Annotated in this window: 13 protein-coding genes and 1 pseudogene; 8 read left to right on the plus strand and 6 right to left on the minus strand. The window is 45.0% G+C overall.

Annotated features, from left to right (window positions below; genetic code table 11):
- The coding region (locus ACJ751_RS09270; protein WP_407745206.1) for a VOC family protein at positions 1-385 on the plus strand (385 nt) is incomplete at its 5' end.
- Positions 386-828: 443 nt separating this feature from the next.
- Complete coding sequence (locus ACJ751_RS09275; RefSeq protein ID WP_407745207.1) at positions 829-1,218, plus strand: response regulator transcription factor; 390 nt, start codon at positions 829-831, stop codon at positions 1,216-1,218.
- On the opposite strand, the gene ACJ751_RS09280 is transcribed toward ACJ751_RS09275, so the two are convergent.
- Positions 1,219-1,728, minus strand: coding sequence for a GNAT family N-acetyltransferase (locus ACJ751_RS09280; protein WP_407745208.1), 510 nt, complete (start codon positions 1,726-1,728; stop codon positions 1,219-1,221).
- A 102-nt stretch (positions 1,729-1,830) separates the two neighbouring features.
- On the opposite strand from ACJ751_RS09280, the gene ACJ751_RS09285 reads away from it, so the two are divergent.
- From ACJ751_RS09285 to ACJ751_RS09295, 3 genes are read left to right on the plus strand one after another with little or no spacing between them, the layout of a single operon-like run.
- Positions 1,831-2,319 carry a biotin/lipoyl-containing protein gene (locus tag ACJ751_RS09285; RefSeq protein ID WP_407745209.1) on the plus strand — a complete coding sequence of 163 codons (489 nt, stop codon included), beginning with the start codon at positions 1,831-1,833 and terminating at the stop codon, positions 2,317-2,319.
- Between the two features lie 24 nt (positions 2,320-2,343).
- On the plus strand, positions 2,344-3,813 hold the full coding sequence (accC, locus tag ACJ751_RS09290) for an acetyl-CoA carboxylase biotin carboxylase subunit (protein WP_407745210.1): 1,470 nt from the start codon (positions 2,344-2,346) through the stop codon (positions 3,811-3,813).
- Positions 3,814-3,830: 17 nt separating this feature from the next.
- Positions 3,831-5,375 (plus strand): acyl-CoA carboxylase subunit beta, encoded by a 1,545-nt coding sequence (locus ACJ751_RS09295; protein WP_407745211.1) that lies wholly within the window; start codon positions 3,831-3,833, stop codon positions 5,373-5,375.
- A gap of 53 nt (positions 5,376-5,428) precedes the next feature.
- Here the strand turns inward: ACJ751_RS09295 and ACJ751_RS09300 are convergent, their stop codons facing one another.
- From ACJ751_RS09300 to ACJ751_RS09320, 5 genes are all read right to left on the minus strand, one after another.
- Positions 5,429-6,292, minus strand: a complete 864-nt coding sequence (locus ACJ751_RS09300) for an ester cyclase (RefSeq protein ID WP_407745212.1) — start codon at positions 6,290-6,292, stop codon at positions 5,429-5,431.
- Positions 6,293-6,371: 79 nt separating this feature from the next.
- A complete protein-coding gene (locus ACJ751_RS09305; RefSeq protein ID WP_407745213.1) occupies positions 6,372-8,930 on the minus strand; it encodes a ShlB/FhaC/HecB family hemolysin secretion/activation protein in 2,559 nt (852 codons plus the stop codon).
- A 95-nt stretch (positions 8,931-9,025) separates the two neighbouring features.
- The gene (locus ACJ751_RS09310; protein ID WP_407745214.1) at positions 9,026-10,216 is read right to left on the minus strand and encodes a hypothetical protein; all 1,191 of its coding nucleotides are present in this window, start codon (positions 10,214-10,216) and stop codon (positions 9,026-9,028) included.
- A gap of 13 nt (positions 10,217-10,229) precedes the next feature.
- Positions 10,230-10,655: a hypothetical protein gene (locus tag ACJ751_RS09315; protein ID WP_407745215.1), complete on the minus strand. Its 426-nt coding sequence runs from the start codon at positions 10,653-10,655 to the stop codon at positions 10,230-10,232.
- A 126-nt stretch (positions 10,656-10,781) separates the two neighbouring features.
- The gene (locus tag ACJ751_RS09320) at positions 10,782-11,813 is read right to left on the minus strand and encodes a helix-turn-helix transcriptional regulator (protein ID WP_407745216.1); all 1,032 of its coding nucleotides are present in this window, start codon (positions 11,811-11,813) and stop codon (positions 10,782-10,784) included.
- A 517-nt stretch (positions 11,814-12,330) separates the two neighbouring features.
- On the opposite strand from ACJ751_RS09320, the gene ACJ751_RS09325 reads away from it, so the two are divergent.
- The 3 genes and pseudogenes from ACJ751_RS09325 to ACJ751_RS09335 all read left to right on the plus strand — a co-directional run bounded on the left by ACJ751_RS09325 (position 12,331) and on the right by ACJ751_RS09335 (position 15,139).
- On the plus strand, positions 12,331-14,565 hold the full coding sequence (locus ACJ751_RS09325; protein ID WP_407745217.1) for a hypothetical protein: 2,235 nt from the start codon (positions 12,331-12,333) through the stop codon (positions 14,563-14,565).
- A 147-nt stretch (positions 14,566-14,712) separates the two neighbouring features.
- Positions 14,713-14,794, plus strand: a pseudogene (locus ACJ751_RS09330).
- 21 nt (positions 14,795-14,815) lie between these two features.
- Positions 14,816-15,139, plus strand: coding sequence for a S24 family peptidase (locus ACJ751_RS09335; protein WP_407745218.1), 324 nt, complete (start codon positions 14,816-14,818; stop codon positions 15,137-15,139).
- Position 15,140 lies beyond the last annotated feature (1 nt).

Below are 15,140 nucleotides of genomic sequence, written 5' to 3' on the forward strand. Positions count from 1 at the left end.
AAAAACGGTTACCCACTACACAGAGGCGGGTCCCGGCCCTAAGGGCAGCGTAATGACCATTTGCTTTGAACTGGATGGCAGCGAGTTCCTCGCATTGAATGGTGGCCCGGATTTCAAATTCACTGAGGCCATTTCATTAGTAGTGAATACGAACAGCCAGGAGGAACTGGATAACTTGTGGAACAAATTGATCGCTGATGGCGGCCAACCCAGTCATTGCGGCTGGTTGAAAGACAAGTTCGGTTTATCATGGCAGATTGTTCCTTCCCGGTTAGGCGAGTGGTTAAGCGGGGATGGCAGGAAAGTCCAAAAAATGCAGGAGGTCCTGTTTAAAATGGACAAGCTTGACATTGCTACTTTGGAAAAAGCATATGAGGAGGCCTGATTTGATGGGGTACCAGTTCCCCAGTTTAACTTATCATTCTACAGTTAGGTTCTGTTGTACCTGCTGAGACTAAAAAATCTGGCAGGTACAACCTTTGTACTATAATCGAAACCTATTGTGTATCTATGAATATGTGTGTATGAAAGAAATCACCACGTCAGACTACTTTATGAATCTTCATAGACAGTATATGGTAGAAGTTGGAAAATTCATCAAGGCCTTAAAAGAGAATGCTCCCCGTAATGAGCTTATCCTGATTAGAATGAATGTTAAAAAATTGCTTGCCGAGATCAGAAGATCTCCTTTATCAGGAACTAAGTGATTACTATTAAATTCCCCACCTTCTTCCTCAATTCCACAAAATCAGCCCGTTACAGGCTGGCCCAGAATTTTCATAATTAGTTATGTCAATCCTGACCCTTGTAAATTTTAATTAATATACCATGAAAAATCATCAATCAACAATAGCCTTAGTAGACGACCATGCCTTGTTACGCAAAGCAGTGAACTACCGGTTAACCGGTATGGGTTATAAAGTGGTGCTGGAAGCTGAAAACGGGCAACAATTCCTCGAAAAACTCGAAGAGAAAGCATCTCCCTCTCCTGATCTTTGCCTGCTCGATATCAATATGCCTGTAATGAATGGGTTTGAAACAGCCGCTCAATTAAAGAAAAAATGGCCCGCCATAAAGATCATTTTCTTTTCCATGAATGATGGAACCGGCTATAAGAACAAGGCCAAGGAATTAGGGGCCGATGGATATATTTGTAAAGATGCCTCCTCTGAAGAATTCATTAAAGTGCTGTATACGTTATTACCGCCAGCAGTATAATTATCTTACTATCAGCCACTCGAAATAGACATGGGGAACCGTTTTATACAAAATATGGCCCATTTCGGTGAAGCCGCATTTTTCATAAAACCCGCAAGCACCGGCTACGCCTTCATAGGCATCGAGCCGTAGAGAATCACCGGCCAGCGCAGTGGCCATTTTTTTTGCCTCCTCTATCAAGGCCCTGCCCACACCGATTCGCTGATAACCGGGCCGTACGGCCATATCAACCAGGTAAACGGGGCGGGGAACCGGGGTAAAATAAGCAGGGTCAATAACCCATGGCCGCGAAGAAGTTAACCGCAAGGAGCCTATCACTTCTGCACCATTTTTGGCTACCAGCACTTTCGCTTTACTCATCCCATTCAGCACGCCCTTTGCACTGGCTATTGCACTCCAGTGCCCATGGCCATGTTTAGCCGTGAGGTCGTAAGCAGCCTCGCTGATCACATTGGCAATCCCTGCCGCATCCTCTGGTGTTGCCAGCGCTATTGATACATTTATATTCACCTGTTAAAATTACGCAATCTACCGTTACTGATTCTATAACCCATTGCGGCTTTTGTTTTTATGGCATTACTCAATTACTTAAATTACAACAAAATACTGCTAATGCCCCCTAATGATTCATATAAAATACTGGTCAACGGGTTTACCTTCTACTTTACTCCCGCCGATCTGGAAACCCTTGACCTGGTTGCTACCTCATCCACTGAATTTAATGGCATTAAAGCTCACCAGTCAGTAAATGCCCGGTTGTTGGCTGCCGATGAGCTCAACAAAACCTTTACCATTGAAACCGGTGGTGAAACTTTTGAGGTGGTGATCAAGAACGCGCTCGATCAGAAACTTGAGCAGATGGGTTTTGGCACGGCGACCAGCAAACAAATAAAACAAATAAAGGCGCCCATGCCCGGACTGGTGCTGAACATAGATGTAACCGATGGACAATCCGTAAAAGAAGGCGATCGATTGGTGATCCTGGAAGCCATGAAAATGGAGAACAGTATTCTGATCCACGCCGATGCCGTCATTAAAAAAGTAATGGTTACAGCCGGACAGGCAGTTGAAAAAAACCAGGTACTCATTGAATTGGAATAACATTCATCAACAGAACAAGGAACGATGCAAAAAATATTAGTGGCCAATCGCGGCGAAATTGCTTTGCGGATCATGCGCACCATCCACCGGATGGGTATTAGATCGGTAGCGGTATATTCTGAAGCCGACAGACATGCCCCGCATGTATTGTTTGCCGATGAAGCCGTTTGCCTGGGTCCGGCCCCTTCGAGCCAGTCATACCTCAATGGTGACGCCATCATTGCCTTTGCCAAACAATTGAAGGTAGATGGCATTCATCCCGGTTATGGCTTCCTGAGCGAAAACGCCAACTTTGCCAAAAAGGTAGAAGAAGCAGGCATTACTTTCATTGGGCCCGGTCACGAAGCCATGCGTATCATGGGCTCCAAACTGGCAGCCAAGGAATGTGTAAAGCAATATAATATACCCATGGTGCCGGGTATTGACAAAGCGATCGATAATATCGGGGTTGCCAAAAAGATAGCGGCAGAGATCGGTTATCCCATTCTTATTAAAGCATCGGCCGGTGGTGGCGGCAAGGGCATGCGCATAGCCGCCCGGGAAGGTGAGCTGGAAGAACAAATGGAAAGGGCTACCAGCGAAGCGCTGTCATCATTTGGCGATGGGTCGGTATTTATTGAAAAATACGTAAGCTCGCCCCGTCATATTGAAATACAGGTGCTGGCCGATAACTATGGCAATACGGTTCATTTGTTTGAACGCGAATGCAGCATACAACGGCGCCATCAGAAAGTAGTGGAAGAATCTCCTTCTTCTGTTTTAACGCCTGAGATCCGGCAAAAGATGGGAGAAGCCGCAGTGATGGTCGCCAAATCATGTAACTACCGCAGCACCGGCACCGTGGAGTTCCTGCTGGATGAACAACTCAATTTTTATTTCCTGGAAATGAACACGCGGCTGCAGGTAGAACACCCCGTTACTGAAATGATCACCGGTATTGACCTGGTTGAAGAACAAATAAATATCGCACGGGGCGAAAAACTCCGGTTCCAGCAAAATGAGCTTACCATCAACGGACATGCGCTGGAAGTTCGCGTGTATGCCGAAGATCCTTTGCATGATTTTTTACCGGCTACCGGTACACTTACTAAATACAAAACACCACAAGGCGAAGGCGTTCGGGTTGATGATGGATATACCGAAGGAATGGTGATCCCCGTTTATTACGACCCCATGATCGCCAAACTGATAACTCACGGGCGCAACCGCACTGAAGCCATTCAAAAAATGAAAGCGGCCATTGCCGGTTACATCATAGAAGGGGTAGAAACCACTTTGCCCTTTGGTAATTTTGTAATGAACCATGAAGCATTTCTAACCGGCCGCTTCGACACCCAATTCGTTCAAAAATATTATACCCCCGAAAAACTGCTGGCCCAACAAAAAGGCAAGGCCGAATTGGCCGCGCTGATAGCCTTGCGTTACTGGCTGCAGAAACAAAAAGAAGTAAAGGCAGTTGAATCAACGCCTACTAACTGGACAAATCGGTCATAACCTGTAAAAGCTCCCTGATGAAAAAAAATAAATCGGAAATATTAAAGCAAAAGATAGAGAAAGGAAAACTGGGTGGTGGTACGCATAGAAATGAAGCACAGCATAAAAAAGGGAAATTAACAGCCCGCGAACGCATTACACTGTTAATGGATCCCGGATCGTTTGAAGAAATTGGCGCCCTGGTGCTGCACCGCACCAAGGACTTTGGTATGGATAGCCAGCAATTTTATGGCGATGGCGTTATCACGGGTTATGGCACCATCAATGGCCGGCTGGTCTATGCATTTGCACAGGACTTTACCGTATTTGGCGGCGCATTATCTGAAACCCATGCCGAAAAGATCTGCAAGGTGATGGACCTGGCCATGAAAACCGGTGCGCCCATGGTCGGATTAAATGATTCAGGCGGCGCACGCATCCAGGAAGGCGTAAGATCGTTAGGCGGTTATGCAGATATCTTTTATCGCAATGTACTGGCATCAGGCGTGATACCACAAATATCTGCCATTATGGGGCCCTGCGCCGGTGGCGCCGTGTATTCACCCGCCATGACCGATTTCACCCTAATGGTAGAAAATACCAGCTATATGTTCGTTACCGGTCCCAATGTGGTGAAAACAGTTACCAATGAAGAAGTGAGTCCGGAAGAATTAGGTGGCGCCTCCGCCCATTCTACCAAATCGGGTGTTACCCACCTCACGGCGGCCAACGATATGGAATGTATTGCCGAGGTAAAAAAACTATTGAGCTATCTTCCCCAAAACTGTGAAGATACCACGCCGAAGCTCCCTTACACGCTGGGCGATGAAACGCGCCCTGCACTGGAAACCATCGTCCCCGAAAGCAATAACCAGCCATACGATATGCGGGCGGTGATAGAAGGCATTTGCGACGAAGCTTCTTTTTTTGAAATACATGCCGATTATGCCACCAACATCGTGATCGGCTTTGCGCGGTTAGCAGGCAGAAGTATAGGCATTGTAGCCAATCAACCCATTAGTCTGGCCGGTGTACTGGATATTGACAGTTCAAAAAAAGCAGCGCGGTTCACCCGCTTTTGCGATTGTTTTAATATTCCTTTATTGGTACTGGTTGATGTGCCGGGCTTTTTACCAGGCACTGACCAGGAATGGCATGGCATTATTACCAATGGCGCCAAACTGTTGTATGCATTCAGCGAGGCAACGGTTCCCCGGGTTACCATTATCACGCGCAAGGCGTATGGCGGCGCATATGATGTAATGAATTCAAAACATATTGGCGCCGACATTAACTATGCCTGGCCTACGGCAGAAATTGCGGTAATGGGCGCCAAGGGCGCCAGTGAGATCATATTTAAGAAAGAAATTTCTGAAGCCGCTGACCCTGCAAAAAAACTGGCCGAGAAGGAAGCGGAGTATGCAGAGAAATTCGCCACGCCGTACCTGGCAGCCGAAAGAGGGTTCGTTGATGAAGTGATAGAACCCAAATACACCCGCGCCAAATTGATTAAAGCATTTGCCATGCTGGAAAATAAGGTGGCTAAACTGCCTAAAAAGAAGCATGGGAACATACCGTTGTAGAATAAAAAATGGGGGAACATGCGTTCCCCCATAAAAAGATTTAGAACATCTCATTAATTCTGCATCTGTGTATAAATACCACGATCCATCGTAATATTCAACCTCTTGAACATGGCCGGGGCATCAAAACCCTGCTTTTTATATTCCGCCTGTACCGCCTCTTTGGCTTTGTTCAATGCTTCGCTGTTCTGCCACATGGCTACTGTTATACAAATTAAATTTCCTTCATTGTCGTTGTATTCATAAGCAGCGTCTTCAATAAAACCCGGCAGTGTTTTTATAAAGTTCCTGTTTATATGCATTCTTTCCTGAAATTCTTTGATTGCAGCCGCCGGCACAAAGAACTTGTCAATAAAGTTAACCTGTCCAATATGCGCTTTTTTATTATACAGCACGTTTACATCGGTGGGCAACACGTCCAGTGTTTGCAAAAAACCTAACCGGTCTGTTAACACCTGGGCGTTTATTACTTTACCCGCTTTCACGGTCATTACACTCATACCCTCATTGGTGATCGTTTTGTTTGTACCCGCCAGGTTGAACCAGGGAGCACTTTGTGTTCCCTGCCACTTCCAGTGCAGCGCTACTTTATCGCCATCGCCAACCACGTCAATCACATTCCATTGAATATCGGGGAAAGATTTTATCAGGGGAAGCACCGGTCCCACAAAAGCAGCACCGCCTTTTTTATCCTGCAATCCGGTAAACTCAGCCGATACCAGTTCATTTACCAGGTCGAAGTTGCGTTTGTTTAAACCCTGCTCGAATAACTGCCGTACTACTTCTTTGTTTTGTTGTGTCGTGTTCATAACTATCTCCTTTTTATTATTTTTTATATTAGTTGTTGCCTGCGCGTTCATGATGCCAGGGGCCATCAGCAGGCTTAACAGGTATACTTTGGGCGGTAGCGATCTCATTGGTATTTGTTTAACACAAAACTACTACCCCCCAAAGGCGGAGAATTGTAAAAAATCATTGATTTTGCAGAAAGGAACACTATAACACCCGGTTCAACCGTAACTGCACCAGCCTGATCTCTTCAGTAATACCGTAAGTAACGGAGATATTATATTTGTTGAAAGGCACCAGCATGATGCCGGGACCATAGGAGACGTGTATTTTGTTCGATCGTTCACCGGGCATCCAAACCCGGCCCTGGTCAAAGAAGGCAAAGACGCCTATTTTGCCATTCATAATATAGCTACGGAAATTGGTGATGTACCGTAATTCATTATTATTATAAAATGCAGTTTTACCCCAGAACCGTTCCCGCCTGAAACCACGCAGCGTACGTGGACCGCCGATAATAGCATGCTCGTATGCCTGGCCGGTATTGAGTACATTATTGTTCACAATAGTTTCGGCGCCTGCTCTTATTGCCAGCGAAACATGGTCAATGATCGGAACATATAGCTGAGCATGCGCATTGTAGATCTGATAGAACTCCCGTTGCAGAAAATTGTTTGCAAAAACCGCATTGGCCAAAAATGTATAACCGCTTTCCGGCGCCACGGAGTCTTTAACGTGTACATATGAATAGGTTAACAGCAAGCCGGCATAAGGATTTGCCTTAAACAAATCGCCGTTATTGGTAAATACTTTTGATGGATACCGATCCGGATCGATCTTGCCTTTTGTTCTTGCGTAATAACCGGTTGCTGCTACCGTGCTTCTTCCAAAACTTCGGTTCAACCCCGCAGCAGCATACCACTCTTCACTTCGTAACCGGTAATAGTTGATGTTACTGGTGGCTGATTTAGTTTCATTACCCGTACCATAAAAATTCGTCCAGCGAATAACATCATAATCGGCCCGCATCATCAGGTTCCACTGACCTAATACATGTGGATATATAGCCGACCAAAAGAAACTAAGCGCACTTTGAGAAACAGAATACCGAACGCCTGCCTGCTGCTCCCAGGCAAATGGTTCCTGCCGCCATTTATATTTCCTGAACCGGTAACGCAGGCCCACGAATATGCGGTCAGCATTATTATAAAACGCTTCTGGTCTTATCCCTGATTTGTCATACCTGAACCACTTATATTCCCAGTTGTGAATGCTTGTATCTGACGACAAATGCATGCGGGCTGAACTGGTTTGAAAAACATTATTGGCATCGTCGTATACATGCACCTTATGACTCGATTGAACAATCGAATCCTTGCCCTCGCCACCTATAATTCGTATGGTGATGTTGTTCCGGTCGTTGTTAACTACATAAACATCGTCTCCTTTTATGCCAAACAACCGGATCTCTTTTGTTTCTGCGGGATTGAAGATCCTGTTATAATAAGGGGTAGCTGCTTTTTGTCCGTTTTCATTTATGCGGAATACGGTCACTGAGGTTTCATTGTCGCCCGCGCCCGATACTTCAAAATATTCCCGTTGGCGGCTGCCGGTTATTTCCACTTCTTTTGAAATAAACTGGTAATACTCCTTTGCAAACCGGGGCAACTGGTCGCGACGGGCCTTTAATTTATCAATCAGCACCTGTCCTTTTACGGCATATATTTCGGGTGGTAATTGCGCTACAGATTGCGCAATCACTGAATCTGTCAATGCTTTTTTTAAGGTTTCCGCCTCATATGTCCAATCAGTAAGCGTGAGGGCATTGGTAAAGAAACGGTCTGCGCTTCTTGCCGAGGAGTTCAACCTCTCAATATCCTTTACCCTGTAATCGAAATGTTGCATAAAGCTAAGGCCCGTTCCCTGGATCACCCGGTTAATGATAACGCCATTGTGGTAATAAAAGGCCTGATCCCTGTCGCGGGGAACTGGCTTCAACAATATCCCATTGGGAGTGGGCGTTTCCCCCCAACTCCAGTTACCTTCATGACGGTCCCAATCTCCTATCAGCATATCAAACAACCTGGCCCGGGCAAAAGCGTGCTGATCTACTGTATAGGTATTGTTCCGTTGAAGTTTTATCAATACTTCATCGGTGCTGATAAAAGTTTTAAAATTGCCCAGGTTATCCGCTTCGCGCCAATCGCCTTCTGGTTTCTGTTCCAGCAAATACAGATCATTGCCAAATTTAGCATTGAATGTATCCAGCGCTTTTTGTTGAGGAAGATATACAAGTGCAGGCAGGGTGTGATAAATGCCAGCGTGCTCCATCATATTGCTCACTGCAAAGGCGCCATAAGGGTACGACATAGAAACCCCATCTTTGACCATATCTTCGAGGAACGTGCCTTTTACCCGGGGAGGTATCACTTCCTCCCTTGACTTGTTAATGGAACGTAAGGCATATTCCTTTCCTTCTTTTGTTCGCAGCCGCAATGATTTCGATTCATTGCCACCCCCGATCTTATAAGGAATTAACCCGCCAAAGGCTGTATCTAATAGTAAAACAGGAACGCAAACCGGAGTTGTCCATTCAACACGATGATTGCGGCCCCATAACCATTGATAAAATGGAGGCCGTTTGTAAGCTGGTCCCGCAGCAACGCATTTGTTTGTAGCCGTATCTGCTACGGGTGTTTGTGCAGTTGAATTAAGGGATATGCATAAAAGCCCCAGCCATAAATATGATCTGACGTGGCAGCGCATATATACCCTTATTATAAAACTGTGCCACGGGTATTTCTATACTTACCGCCCCATGCAACGCCTTCTTTGCGAATATTTCCCAACCGTATTCCCGGTTATTTCGCTAATTGCCGGGCAGCGCCTGCCAGCGCCCTGAAGTTGGCCCTGACATTTATAAAACCGAACAAATTCCCGCTTTTGGGATCGTACTTCACCTCAAACGGCACCCAGATATCATTGAAGATCCTGATGCGTACCGTACCATTTACCCAAAGCTGGTCCTTGTCTTCTTTTACATATATACCATTGAAGATATGATAATAGCCCCCACTGAACTTTAATTCGAGATAACTCTTCCTGGTACCCTTTGTATTGATCACCCAGTTAAAACCGGGTTCAAAATTAAATACGGCCCGCCGCAAATCGCGACCGGCTTTCAGTGTATCGTCAACCAACTGTAATTGCGATTTGATATTCAGCTCCAGGTCATTCTTGGTTTTACTATACTTATTAACGCTCTTTAAAAATTCAGTTTGAAATACCACGTTGGCAAAAGCAAACTGGTTCTTCAAAGTGGTGTCTGTAACCCCAACCGTCCACAACGCATTTTTATTGAAGTTCGTTTTCATGTCCTGGTAAAGACTATCGGCCGTGCGCTTTATATTGAAGTTCGGATTTTGCATAAGGGTTTCAAACAAAGCCCGCGTGCTGTCGCTGCTGGCGGCAAAAGCCAGCATGGAATCCTGCAAGGGTTTACTCAGGGAACGGAAACTTTTTAATCCCCGGGTAAAACTCGAATATTCCTGCATTAAAGGCTCCGGATTGGGCATGGTAGGGATCTTTGCCACCATATGATTATTTAATGCAAACATTTGTTTTACGACTGCATTGGACAGCACGGTCCTCACAAATGCGTTCTGCACGGTTTCATCTCTTTTATTGATGAGGGCGTATTTAAGCCCCGCTGAAAACCCATTGAACCGGAAGGAAGTATCGAGCCGAAGACCAAACGTATAGTTCAGGTTCCTGAGCGTTCTGTATCTTTTATAGATGGTGTCAACCAGCAATAGGGTATCGAGCTTTGCCATAACGGCAAAAGGAGTACCGGTAAATTTTATTGTTTTATCAGGACTGGCGAGCCGGTCAAATGCGAATTGAAAAAAGCTGTTCAGTACATCTTTATAGTTTCCGGTAGCTAAAGAATCTGCCGTTAATATAGGATTGGGTGTGGTACCCGTTTGCGCAACCAGCCTGGTGGTAATGCAAAACAGCAGCACCATTACGACGCCCGTAATTTTTCCGATCATAATGCCTGTTTGATTATTGAATTAAATAGCCTGTAATGATGATCCCTGCTGTAAACTGTTCCGGGGTAGTGGGGATGGTTGGAGTATCAATAACAATTAGTGCGCTGCCGGTACAAACGCCATTCACTGAAATGGAATCGCCGCTTTGTACTTCTGAAAACCGGATATTACCGCTGCTGCTTATACTTTGCATATTAATCAATACGCCTTTTCTGAAAAGCAGAGAAGTGGCCTGCCCTATGCCACCGGTAAATGTAAAGGTAATGCTCACCTGCTGGGAATGCGGGGCGCTTTCTGCAACCAGCGAAGTGGCAGTTAGTGTTGGCATGTTGTTCATGGTAGTTATATTGGTATCGATAGTGTTGTCGGGACCAGGCTGTGGCGTAGGTTGGGCTTGGGGCTTATGTTTTGGTATTGCCTTTTTTGCGCTTTTAGCCATGGGAAAGGTTTTTTAATGCCTTAAAGCTACAAAAGAGAACGCGGGTAAATCTGCGTATAATCACCTTTTTTTAAAGGTTTTTTTCACATCGGTACAGCAGGCAACCGTTAGTATAGTAAGGGATCATTAAATCTCTTCCTTCTCCTCCCGCTCATATTTTTGTATCGCCATGTGCAATCTTTTCTGGATCCTCGACTTTAGGATCCGTGGGGCCAGTACTTTCATGCATTCGCCAAAGCCCAATATTTCCCGCTCCAGTTCAAAGTTTATTACCACATCTATGCGGATGATGATCCCATGCTCATTTTCCTTCAGCAATTGCTGGGAATGGTGAATGGGTTTGGTCAACACATACGGCGCATTGTATTTGTCAATAAATAGCACCACTTTATTGGCTTTGTCGCTCTCATTCTTGGTAACCCCTATCAGGTTATCAAAGTAACTGTCAAAGTCAATCCCATCATGATCATCGAACGGCTCTTTGGCCAGTTCCTGAAATTCTATGATGCGGTCGAGCGCCATGGTAAGCAACAGTTTCCGTTTTTTGTTCCGGGCTATCAGGAACCAGCGGTTGCGGTATTCCTTCAGCAAATAAGGATAACAAATAATATGTTGTGAAGCGGCCGCTTTAAATGACTTGTATTCTACCAGCAACGACTTTTTATTCAGTATAACCTGGTACAGGGGATTGATATGTTCAATCCCCTTCAGCAAGTGGTTATTTTCAAATTGAATACAATTGCGTCCCTGGTTCGCAGTACGGTGCAGGTTATTTTCAAGGCGGGCGATCATATCACTCATTTCATCAAAATAAGTAAACCCGTTGAACTGCTTCAATACGCCCACGATCTCCTTCATTTTTTCCACGTCGGCTTTATTTACCGGAGCGTTGGTGATGCTGAACTCGGGATCGCTGTAGGAATAGAATTTTCTATCAACAACAACAATAGGCGCATTGTAACCCAGTTTATCGCTGCGCATTATTTGAATATCGGCCTGAATGGTACGCTTACTGACACCGGTGGTAATACCTTCCATTTCGTACAGCACATCGGCTACTTTTACAATCAGGTCGTCGAGGGTCCACTTACGATACCTGTTACGCAGGCAGTCATCGATGGTTTTATAACGTATAAGGGCCAGTTTATTTATTGACATAGCGTTGGTTGGGGTGGTAAAAGTAATAACCAAAATTTCATTACGCAATACACCTGCGCAATTCTCCCCCATATTTTGCGAATAGAAATTATTTTCAGCTTTAATTCCGTGTTAACCAGACAATTAAAAGCGGTACACCAAAATATTTTTTCTCTGCGCAACTCTGCTGCGCGGTGCTGCGTGCATATTTGCTCTATCAAAATCATGGTCAAGAAACAGTTACTTCAAGTCTTTTAAAACAAACTATTTCAATTACCGTTTTTGATAACCCGAAGCAGTAGCTCAGTTGGTAGAGCAAAGAAAAGTTTTAACATTACCGGGTCAATTCAGACATACTTCTATTCAATTAGGTGAACTGTTTGAAAATTATCGCGGTCAATTAGCACTTACTTCCCTACTTGGGTCGTTGGTTCGAATCCAACCTGCTTCGCTAAACTATGGTCAATTGTTGCTTACTTCAAAACCACTTTTCCCAAGTCTCAGCAACAAAAATTATCAGGTTTTTAAATTAAGTACTATGAACCCTTTATTAACAGTCAGCATTCGTCAACAGGCAATATATATTCCTGAAGCGGCCATTATCAACAACTATGAGTCCCTTACAGGAAACACGGGCTTGTTAGCGGCCAATTTAGCCAGCCTGGGTTTTGGCGTTTCTGAACCTTTGCTGAAAACTTTAAATAATACCGCACCGGGTTTTCAGTTAACCGTGCTTGAAATGCTGCGGGATGTAACCGGCGTAAATAAGAACTGGACGCCACTGGTTAAAAACTGGCTGGTGCCAACCGGTGAATCATTAGTAGATCATTTAGTGACCTGGTTTGCCAATATTTATAAATTCAAAGGGACCGTATTGCCTTGCGGACATACCATCCCGGACAATACCTTTCCGCTGCACCGCTATAATGGTTGTCCATTCTGCGGTAAACCGTTTGAATTTGGTGCTATTGAAAATTTCAAACAGGGAAGCGAACAGAAAGTACTGGAATTGTGGACATCAAAAGATGCTATCAGTTTCCTGGCTGATCTGTTATCGTCTAAAACAGCCCTGGATGCCACTCAGCTGGATAGCCTGAAAATATTGCTGTCTGAATTGCCTTTGCCAACAGTACCTGTAGGCATGAAGGAAACGTTGATGGCCGTTATAGATATCTATATCACCCGGAACGAAGCGGAAAAAGCACAGGCATTGTTCAGCTCACCAACCGATGTATTGCGTTACTTATGGTATAAACATACCGGGTTCTTACAAATTATAGAACCTGCTACCCTTATCAAACGCAAGGGTGTAAACAACAGCCACCTCGTGGGGATCCTGGATAAAAGCGCCAGCTCAAAATTGCAGGCAAAAGCTGCCCTGAAGCTGAAATACTCGCGGAAAGAAAGCGTAATGGTAGCTACCTGGTTAAATAACATGAACCAGGATACCGCCAGAATGTGTGAAATGATGCACCCTAAACGCGGGATGTGGGTACGTTTTATCAGGGCTTTGCGCCTGGCTGAATACAGCAAACGGAAAGGCTATGATAAACTGCGTGATCTGCTGGATAAATTCTATAAAGAAGATTACGAAGTATGGCAGGGTTGGATAGAACATTACAAGCTGCGCTATGATGTTACAAACGCCTTTGCCTTATTGCAACAGCGTCCGGGGTTATTTGCCCGCTCGCTGTTCGCCAATATGCTGTGGTTTGGCAGCGATATTACCATTGCGGCCTTTATGGATATCATCGATAAAGTACCGGCCCGCCTGTTGTTTACGCTGGCGATGTATGCCGAAAACTATTTCGATAAAAATAATACCCGTGTGGTAAAACCATTGGGTGGCGTAAACAAGAACATTCAGCCCAACCGGATGCTGGCGTTGTACAACGATGACCAGCTGCAGGAAATGAAGGACGCTGTCGCTGACCTGTGCTTACTGGCGGTTAAAACCCGTTTTGCCAAAATAGCCGCTACCGGTAAAACCATGTATATAGAACCAACGCTGTTCAAAATACCGGTTTCAATAGGTGACAGAAGCGAAACCGTACAGGATTTGTCAGCTGTGTTAATGGGTACCCGGTTTGCCGTGGAAGGGGACGCTGTTCGCCTGTTCATGCAATGGGGAGCCGGTTTACCTGCCCAGCATATGGATATGGACCTGAGCTGTTTGATTGCGTATAAAGACAGAACCGAACGCTGCTCCTACAGCGCGCTGACGGTTACTGGTTGTCAGCATAGCGGTGATATCAGGTATATTCCTAACAAGATCGGTACAGCCGAATACATTGAAATGAATATACCCGAGTTGCAAAAAGCAGGCGCTTTATACGTAAGCTTTACCTGCAATGCATACAGCAGCGGTGGTATAACTCCTAACCTGGTAGTGGGCTGGATGAACAGCAAACATAAAATGACCGTTTCTCAAAAATCAGGTGTAGCGTATGACCCTTCCTGTGTACAACATCAGGTACGGGTAGTGAATGATACCAGCAAAGGATTGTTGTTCGGGGTGCTGGATGTTGCCAAAAGCGAGATCGTTTGGCTGGAATTACAATTTGCAGGTCAGGTTGTACAGAACCTGGATACCAGAACGGTAGAGAACATGCTGAAAAAACTGAACAGCAAATTAACCATCGGGCAATTGCTTAAAATAAAAGCCGAAGCCCAGCAACTGCAACTGGTTGAAGAACCAGCAAAAGCAGATGAAGTGTACACTAACAAGTGGGCACAGAATACGGCAGCAGTAACAAAGCTGTTAATAGATTAATAACAACCCCCAAAGCTTATCGCTTCGGGGGTATAAGCCCCCGTAGCTTAAATGGAAAAGCCTGCGGTAAAATTGGAACCGCAGCGTGTATGGAAATCCCCGTACTATCTACGCGAAATTATGGGTAGAATTTACAGTGCACCGAAAAGCCCTGTTGCTTAGTAGGGAAGCGTATTTACAGCCATACAGCTCAGCGATGAGTATGTGAGTTCGAGTCTCACCGGGGGTACATGCGTAATTTTTTTATAAGATGAACAAATATGAACGGCTCAAGGCAGATTTAGACGAAGCCGGAACCGGAAAATTAAAAGCGTTTGGCAACTCCATGTTGCCTATATTGAAAAATGGGAGCCTGCTAACTTTTGTAAAAGCATCAGACTATAACATTGGCGATATTGTATTTTGTAAAATAAAAGGCAGGTACATCGATGCACATAAAGTAGTAAAGAAAGATACCAACAAAGGTTACCTGATAGCGAATAACCATGGCTTTGAAAATGGCTGGACGAAGATCGTTTATGGCAAAGTAATAGCAGCCGAATACCAGGGTAGGATCATTTTTAAAACGGAATAAT

Origin of the sequence: Niastella sp., assembly GCF_045805085.1 — a bacterium.
GTDB lineage: Bacteria > Bacteroidota > Bacteroidia > Chitinophagales > Chitinophagaceae > Niastella.